The sequence below is a fragment of the Actinomadura rubrisoli genome (assembly GCF_004349215.1).
Lineage (GTDB): Bacteria > Actinomycetota > Actinomycetes > Streptosporangiales > Streptosporangiaceae > Spirillospora > Spirillospora rubrisoli.
Window position 1 is genome coordinate 1 of record NZ_SMKU01000435.1, and the last position, 6,825, is coordinate 6,825.

7 protein-coding genes are annotated in these 6,825 nt (G+C 73.5%); 3 read left to right on the top strand and 4 right to left on the bottom strand.

Annotated features, from left to right (window positions below):
• Nucleotides 1-65 precede the first annotated feature (65 nt).
• Together E1298_RS42155 and E1298_RS42160 are read right to left on the bottom strand one after the other, a co-directional pair.
• The gene (locus tag E1298_RS42155; protein ID WP_131902992.1) at nucleotides 66-1,733 is read right to left on the bottom strand and encodes a VMAP-C domain-containing protein; all 1,668 of its coding nucleotides are present in this window, start codon (nucleotides 1,731-1,733) and stop codon (nucleotides 66-68) included.
• Nucleotides 1,734-1,740: 7 nt separating this feature from the next.
• Nucleotides 1,741-2,079, bottom strand: coding sequence for a CU044_2847 family protein (locus E1298_RS42160; RefSeq protein ID WP_131902993.1), 339 nt, complete (start codon nucleotides 2,077-2,079; stop codon nucleotides 1,741-1,743).
• Between the two features lie 97 nt (nucleotides 2,080-2,176).
• Between E1298_RS42160 and E1298_RS42165 the strand changes: the two genes are divergently transcribed.
• The 3 genes from E1298_RS42165 (at nucleotide 2,177) to E1298_RS42175 (ending at nucleotide 4,402) form a co-directional block, all read left to right on the top strand.
• Nucleotides 2,177-2,524: an MmcQ/YjbR family DNA-binding protein gene (locus E1298_RS42165; protein ID WP_131902994.1), complete on the top strand. Its 348-nt coding sequence runs from the start codon at nucleotides 2,177-2,179 to the stop codon at nucleotides 2,522-2,524.
• Between the two features lie 101 nt (nucleotides 2,525-2,625).
• Nucleotides 2,626-3,249 carry an RNA polymerase sigma factor gene (locus E1298_RS42170; RefSeq protein WP_131902995.1) on the top strand — a complete coding sequence of 208 codons (624 nt, stop codon included), beginning with the start codon at nucleotides 2,626-2,628 and terminating at the stop codon, nucleotides 3,247-3,249.
• Entirely contained in the window at nucleotides 3,242-4,402 is a 1,161-nt protein-coding gene (locus E1298_RS42175) for a hypothetical protein (RefSeq protein WP_131902996.1), read from the top strand. Before E1298_RS42170 ends, E1298_RS42175 begins: the two co-directional genes overlap by 8 nt.
• Before the next feature lie 63 nt (nucleotides 4,403-4,465).
• Here the strand turns inward: E1298_RS42175 and E1298_RS42180 are convergent, their stop codons facing one another.
• Entirely contained in the window at nucleotides 4,466-5,941 is a 1,476-nt protein-coding gene (locus E1298_RS42180) for a hypothetical protein (RefSeq protein WP_131902997.1), read from the bottom strand.
• 201 nt (nucleotides 5,942-6,142) lie between these two features.
• Nucleotides 6,143-6,825, bottom strand: a 683-nt coding sequence (locus E1298_RS42185) for a hypothetical protein (RefSeq protein ID WP_207945166.1), incomplete at its 5' end; no start/stop codon positions are given.

Here is a 6,825-nt window from a genome sequence, read left to right on the forward strand (position 1 = left end):
GGCGGCAGCCGGTCGATGCCGTCGTGCGGGCGACGGCTCCCTGTGTAGAGCAGCCAGTCGGGCACCTATACCTCCATGCCGAGCGGGGGGTCGGGAAGCCGGGACGGATCGTCCCACAGCAGCGTGAGGTCGCGTCCGCAGTGCGGCCGGTCCTTGGGGATGGTGAGGGCCTTCTTGCGCAGGGCCAGCGCGACGCGGGGCAGGTCGCCGGGATGCTCGCCGCCGACCGCGGCGGCCAGCTCGCGCATGACGCCGCGGCAGTCGCCGTGGGCGGGGACGTCGCAGGCCGTCCGCGTCCAGAGCATCACCGGGACGCCGTTGTTGAGCGCGGCGGTGAGCCAGCTCCTCATCGGACGGGATCCGTAGACGAGCACGCTGTAGTCGTCGTTGGCCTCCAACCAGTCCTGGAACGCGCTGCCCTTGCGGGGCGCGCCGCAGTCGACCGGCTGCGGGTCGCTGCGGCCCCGCTCGTGCAGCAGCCGCCAGCGGTGCCGGGCCTGGTCGCGCCGGATCGAGTACGGGCGGAGCCGTTCCACGTCGCGGACGACGACCGGGTACCGGCGCATCGGGATCCTGTTGCGGCGGTCGACGTACCACTCCTCGAACGGCCTGCCGAGCCACGTCTCCGGGACGGCGAACTCGATCATCCAGTCGCGTCCGACGACCGCGGGCAGCGACCGCGCCACGCCCGCCTCGACGGCGGGCCGGACCTGCTTCTCCGGTACGCGCTCGGTCTTCTGGGACGGGCCTTCGGCGCCGTCGATCCAGGTGTGCACGGTGACGTCGAAGGCGTTGTCGAACGTCACCCGCTCCAGCCGGACGATGAGGGACGCGGGTTCGGGACGCGCGGGCTCCCGGGCGACGGCGACGGGCAGGTGCCGTCCCGACCAGGCGGCCAGTCGGGAGCGCGGAACATCGGGCAGGTGCCGGGCCAGCGCGCCGAGGTAGCGGGCGAGCCGCTCCTCGGGCCAGCCCTCCGCGACATGGCGCACCGAGTCCCAGGCGGAGCGGAGGTCCTCGACCCGGGGGCGGCCCGTGACCTCGTCCAGGTCGCGGCCGAGCGGATCTGTGAAGCGGACGCCGTCCAGCAGCTCCCGCAGCTCCCGGCGGGCCGGGGCGGTGAGCCAGCCGAGCGGCAGGTGGTCGTCCAGCTCCTCCCAGTACAGCCGGACGCGGGACAGCGGGATCATCCAGCCGAGGTCGCCCCGGTCGCCGTCGCGCAGCTCGGCGTTGGTGACCATGCCGATGACGTCGCCGGTCGCCTCGTCGTACACGGCCGACCCGCTGTAGCCCTCCTCCAGCCAGTAGCCCGGGAGGGTCTTGAGCTCCCACCACTCCCGCCGCATCCGCTGGTGCGGGCTGGTCGTCACCTTCGCGTAGCGCTCGTTCTCGTCCGGGCGGCGAGGGAAGCCGCAGGCGCCGAACACCCGGCCGGAGGTGGCCCCGGCGTACACGTCCTCGGGCCCGGCCAGCCGCGCGCGGGAGTACGGGACGGCCTCTTTCAGCTCCAGCACGGCCACGTCGCCGAAGTCGCCCTCGCGCCGCCAGCCGCCGCACGGGACGACCCGGGCCGGCAGGTCCTCCAGGAGCCCGGGGAACCCGACGCGCGCCTCGTCCATGCCCCGGACGGTGTGCGCGCAGGTCAGCAGCCGGGTCGGGGTGACCAGGAACGCGGCGCCGACCTTCCCGCCGCCCGGCCGTCCCACCCAGGCGCGCCACTGCCAGTCGTCCACCGTGCGGCTACTCCTCGTCCGCGGCCCCGGGACCCGCCTCGCCCCAGGTCATCTTGACCTTCAGGTGCCCCTCGACGGAGGTCTTGGCGATGACGGCGCCGGCGGCGGCGTTCAGTTTGACCCCGAACTCCAGCTCCAGCAGATCGGGCTTGACCGCGCCGCCGCGCAGGGTCTCCAGCGCCGCCTCGGCGGCGTCGCGGACGTTCTTCAGCGCGTCCTCGAACCGGGCCTGCGCCTCGTGGACGATCCCCTCGCCCCGGGACACCGAGCTGAACCCCGGCTCGCGGTCGTCGCTCTCCACGATCACAGTGCCGCCGCGGGTCGTCCAGCGCACCAGTTCGTTCACGCCTGTCCTCTCGTCGTCCCGTCTGCGGCAAATCTAACAAGATCGTCAGAAACGACGGCGATACTTTCGGTGGGACGGTCGGCCACAGGAGGACACGATGATCACGGTGGAGCAGGTGCGGCGGCTCGCGCTGACGTTGCCGCGCACGTCGGAGCACTTGATCAGGGACCGGGTGAAGTTCCGCGTCGGCGCGATCGTCTACGTCGGGTTCTCCCAGGACGAGACGGTGATGGGCTTCGCCTTCCCGAAGGAGGAGCGAGCGGCGCTCGTGGAATCGGAGCCGGGCACGTTCCACCTTCCGCGCGAGTCCGACATGAGGTTCAACTGGGTGCACGCGTGGACGGCGGCCCTCGGCGAGGACGAGATGCGCGAACTCGTCGTGGAGGCGTGGCGCATGGTCGTCCCGAAGAAGGTCGCCGCCGCCCGCCTGGGCACGGCCCCCTAGAGGACGAGGGCGAGAAGGGTTCGCCGTCCTGCGGGCGAGAAAGGGGCGTGATCGCTGTTCACGCCTTCAGGAAGGCACCCCATGACCATCCGGGACTGCCCATGAGCGGCCCCGCGCGGGCCCCGTCCGCGGAACGGGACGGCCATGACGCGCGGGCGGCGGAGGTGATCGCCGCCTCCCTGCACGCCCCCGACCGGTTCGCCGGGATCTTCGACCGCTACTACGCCGAGATCCACCGCTACGTCGACCGGCGGCTCGGCGCGGACGCCGCCGACGACATCGCGGCCGAGACGTTCCTCGTCGCGTTCCGCAAGCGCGCCGGGTTCGACGCCGGGCGCGGCACGCCCCGCTCCTGGCTGTACGGGATCGCGACCCGGCTCGTCGCCCGGCACCGCCGCGAGGAGGTGCGCCGCTTCCGGGCGATGGCCCGGCTGGACGGCCCCGCCGCCGTGGACGGCCACGCCGACCGGGTCGCCGAGGCGGTGACGGCCGCCGGCGCCGGGCTCGGCCCCGCGCTGGCGGCCCTGCGCGCCGACGACCGGGACGTGCTGCTGCTGGTCGCGCTCGGCGGCCTCAGCTACCCCGAGGTCGCCGAGGCGCTCGGCGTCCGCTACGGGACGGTCTGCTCCCGTTTGAGCCGTGCCCGCCGGAGCATCCGCGCGGCGCTCGGCGGCACCGACCCCACCGGCCTCACCGGCGACGACGAGGAGAACGACCGTGGATGAGCTGACCAAAGTGGCCGAGTACCTCACCCCGGAGCGGCCGCCCTCGGAGGGGACCACCGCGGCGGCGCGGCGAAGGCTGCTGGACGAGACCGCCGCCGCCGCGCCCGGCGACGCGCGACGGCCGGCGCCGTCCCGCCGGAGAGCTCTATCGTCCCGCCGGAGAGCGGTGCTGGCCTGCGGCGCGGCGGCGATCGTCCTCGTCACGGCGGGCGGCGGGTACCAGGCGTGGCGGACGCGTCCGCTTTACCATCCGGAGCCGCTGCCGGGGTACGGCGGGCCCGCCGCCGTACTCCTGCTGTCCGCAGCCGACGCCAAGGAGCGGAACATGACCGACGGACGGTTCTGGTACGTGCACACCACCATCGGCGAGACCCGGCCGGTGAACGCGACAAGTCAGCCCGGCGTTAGCTACCGCGTGGAAGCGGCCAACGGCGCCTACAGCGTCGCGGCCAAGACCGAGAACGGCTTGGGCGACGGCTCGTCCGAGGGCTGGAACGGCCTGGAGGACGAGTGGCGCTTCACACCGGTCGGCTCCGCCGATCGCGCCGCATGGGAGCGCGACGGAAAGCCCGGCGCGTCCGCGCTCGGCGGTGAACCGCCCGCGGAGGTCCAGCGCGGGCCCGTCCAGCGGGAGGGGGCGATGCTCGACTTCGGCGTGGAGGAGGCCCGCAAGCTCCCGGCGGACGCCTCGCGGCTGCGCGCGTGGCTGCTCAACTACGCCACGAAATTCGACCACAAGCGGCTCCGCGAGCCCGACCTGTACCTGTTCACCAACGCCTCGGCCATCCTCGTGGACCGGCCCGTCTCCGACCGCGTCCGCATCGCCACGTACCGGCTCCTGGCGAGCCTGAAGAGCGTGCGGATGGTGACGGCGACCGACGCGCGCGGGCACACCGGCCAAGCCGTCGCGATGCGCCAGACCACCGCCGCGTACGGGACGATCGAGTGGCAGCTGTTCATCGACCGCTCGACCGGGCGGCTCACCGCCAGCCAGGGCGTGATCGTCAAGCCCGGCCGGGAGAACGCCGCGCTCGGCGCGGGCGCCCGGCAGTTCTTCGAGGTGGTCGAGAAGGCCGAGTGGACCAGCGCGCCCATCGAGCGCCTCCGCCCGGAGTGGATCAACCGCATGCACCGCGAGCGTCCGCCGCGCTGAACACCGGGTCAAGGGGACCGGCATCGGATGGAGGGCGCTGCCGGTTCCTCTCCCGTCTTCAGATCACGCGCCCGCGGGCTGGGACTCGGTCTCCCGCTCCTCGGGCTCGGGCTCGGCCTCGGCCACCGGCGCCGCGTCCGAGCGGCGGCGGCCCCACGCCGTGGCGGCGGCGAGGCACGCGAACGGCAGGGCGGGCAGCAGGTACCGGTAGTCGAAGTCCGCGGTGAGCGGCGGGACGGCCAGCAGCGCGATCCCCGTCGTCCAGAACAGCCCGCTTCCCCGCCGCGCCCGCCGCCGAAGGATCCCGGCGGCCCCGGCCAGCAGGACGACCCCGAGCAGCGATCCCCGCACGTTCACGACCGACTGGTAGACGCGGATGACGTCGGCGAAGGGGCGCACGACCCGTGTGCGGCCCGCGCCGTGCTCGTAGTCCCGCACCACCGAGAGCCGGTCCCCGCCGCCGATCACGGGCAGCGGCCTGTGCCTTTCCGGACGCTTCGGGAAGCGGTACTTGGCCTCCGTGCCGGGGGTCGGGTACGGGCTGCGCCGCCAGGAGAACGTGCGGACGAAGAAGTCGTACGAGACGACCTTCACATAGTCGAGCGGCTGGTTCGTGATGGCCCACACCGCGAACTTCTGGGCCTTCTCGTTGGTCTCCGGGTCGAACGGACGCCCGTTCTCCCAGCCGGTCGGGGAGTTCTCCTCCCAGATCTGGTGGGACGCGGCAGGCCGGTCGTCCGGCGCCCCGTGCGGGCACAGCCGCGCCAGGTCTGCTGGGGGCGCGACCTTGCCGCAGTCGGCGAACGCCGACGTCCGCCCCCACAGGTAGATGCCGTCCGCCCCGGTCAGCGCGAACCGGCCGTGGTCGTGGTGGAACCAGGCCGCGTACCCGCCCAGCGGCAGGACGAACGCCGCCGCGAGAGCCGCGTACGCGGGCCACCTCGTCCGCCGGACGATCAGGTACAGGACCGCGACGGCGATGAGCGGGACCCCCACCGTCCGCGTGACCGCCGCCACGCCGAGCAGCGCCCCGGCGAGCCCCGCGCGCCGCCATCCCGCCTGCCCGGGCCGCGCGATCAGCAGCACCGCCGCGAACGCCAGCACCGTGAACAGCGTGTCCGACAGGAGGAAATGCTCCAGCTCGATCTGGTAGCCGTCCAGCAGGACGGGCGCGAGGGCCAGTGCCGCCCAGCGCCGCCGCACCTCGAAGTCGCGGACGAGGGCCCGGTAGCCGAGCACCGCCATCCCCACGACGGCCGCATGCTGCAACGCCGTTACCAGCGCCAGGCTGTGGAACGGCTTCAGCAGCCACAGGAACAGCCCGTACCCCTCCGACCGCATCGGATGGGGGAACGGCGAGTCGGCGATCCGCACGTAGTCGTAGCTGTCGTTGAACCACAGCGCCGGCGGATACCCCAGCATCGCGACCACCCGCAGCAGCACACCGGCGAGCAGCACCGCCGAGAACAGCCGGTTGCCCCCGATCGCGGCCCGCGCGGACGCGACGGTCGGCCGTCGGCCCTGGGGAGGGGTTGGCAACACCGGGAACCTAACTGTGGACATTCGGCGGCCCGCCGCGGACCACCGCAGGCGATCGGCCTCCTATGCGGTGGCCGGCATCGGCGGCGGCGCGGGGGAGGCCGGGGCGGCGCGGGGTCGCCTCACCACCGCGACCACCACGCAATGGCGGCGATCATAGCAGCGGCCCCGACCCCCTCGACCCCGCTCAGGTCTCGGGGGTCACTGGCCCGTGTTGGTCTGGATCTCGCTGACGGTCAGCGGCGTGGGGACCGACGTCGTCGGCTGCTGGGGCAGGTCGCCTCCCGGCGGGTTGCAGCCGGGCAGCAGGCACTTCCATGTGATGCGCCACTGGACCGTGGCGGTGATCTTGTAGGAGTTGCCCTGCTGGCCCGCCGACGACCGCTGGTAGACGTAGTGGCAGGTCTTGCCGCTCTTGGTGCCCAGGTCGTCGCAGTGCAGCTTCTTCTCGCCCAGATCCCAGTCGACGGACCCCGGCGTCGCCGTCGCCTGGAGCTGCGGCGCCCCGATCGGCGCCGTCTTCACGGCGTTCACGCCCTCGACCCAGAGCGACGTCCGCATGCGCACGTAGGTCTTGTTGGTCGGCGCGGTGCGCACCCTGGGCACGGGCAGCTGGACGCTGGACATCGCCTGGGCCAACAGGTCCTGCGTGGTGGGCGGTGCCGCCGCCGGGGGTTCGCCGCCGTCGACGGGGACGACACCGACGCCCTGGTCAGGGGTGAGCCCTTCGGGAGAGGGCGGCTCCATGGGGCCCGACGCGCCGCCGCCCGTTCCCCCGGATCCGCCTCCTCCGGACGATCCGGTCCTGTGATCGGTCCAGTTGCAGGTCACTCCGCCCTGGCCCCCGCAGGGGGCCGCGTGGGCGGGGGCGGTGGTGAGGAGGG